The 1034-nt window shown below is 55.5% G+C and carries 1 protein-coding gene; it reads right to left on the minus strand.

Annotation, left to right across the window (positions count from 1 at the left end; translation table 11 throughout):
• Positions 1–928, minus strand: a 928-nt coding sequence (locus tag HW443_RS11755) for a Druantia anti-phage system protein DruA (protein WP_176238280.1), incomplete at its 3' end; no start/stop codon positions are given.
• Positions 929–1034 lie beyond the last annotated feature (106 nt).

Genomic DNA, 1034 nt, shown 5'->3' on the forward strand with positions numbered 1-1034 from the left:
GATAGCGGCTCAGGAAGTTCTGCTGACAGCGCACCGCCCTCGGTCCCAGGAAAGCCAGGGCAATTGCCTCCCCATTCTTACGGGGCACCTCGCTCAAAAGCCCTCCCAAATAGCTCTGGCCCAGTAGCCTCTGCTCCTTTCGCCGGAAACAATCTCCAAACAGCCGGTGAAAGCTCACCAACTCCTCAGCTATCCTTCCCACTACCTCCTTCTCGATCCCCGCCCAATCGATGAGATCAGGATTGTAGCCTACCTTTTGGATCATCATAGGCAGCCTCTCCTCCTTGTGAGTTGTCAGGCTCCCCTCCTGAGGATAGCTGCGCCTCTCACAGCCGATGATCCTGCGAAACTCCTCCTCCACTACATAGACATACACCTCCTTGACCTTACCATGATATCTATATCCCTTCTTTAGCTTCTCATAGCCCTTGGTGCTTCCAATGGGCTGCCAGCCCGCCGCCCGGTAGCTGCTACCGGAAAACCGCTCCGGGTCGATGAAGGTCTCCAACAGGTACGGCTTCACCCCATAGCGGCTTTCCCAGTCCCTGCTCACCATGCGCACGTTTCTGGCCAACACATGGGAGGCCAGGTTCTTCACCCGCATCTCTTCGGCGATCACAAAGCGGTCGTTGTTGAGAATGTGGGCAAGGTATTGCTTGCGCTGCTCAACAGACCAGCCGATAAAATAGTCCCGGCTCTGCAGTTTCAACGCCCCACTCTTCCACCCAATCGCTCCAATCGCCCCATCTCCCACCCATACCAGATAGCGCAGCCTCCTGCCCCATGCCCTTTTATAGCCCAGGTAGTGGTGGGTGCTGACAAGCTGCTTCCACAGCCCAGACTCCGCTTCCCCTTTTACAAGGCGTATCTCCAGAGGCTTCAGATCCGAAAGCCCGCCTTTGATCCTCTCCTCTTTAACCCTTTGCAAAACTCGGCTCCTCTGCTATTCTTTTCTCATAGCCCTCGTAGCGCTCCTGGTTAAGGGCGTATTTCACCTCTCCCGATCAACACTTTTTCTGATCGGGTTGGAGAAG

Source organism: Candidatus Hakubella thermalkaliphila, from assembly GCF_013281975.1.
In the GTDB taxonomy this organism is placed as follows: Bacteria; Actinomycetota; Humimicrobiia; order Hakubellales; family Hakubellaceae; genus Hakubella; species Hakubella thermalkaliphila.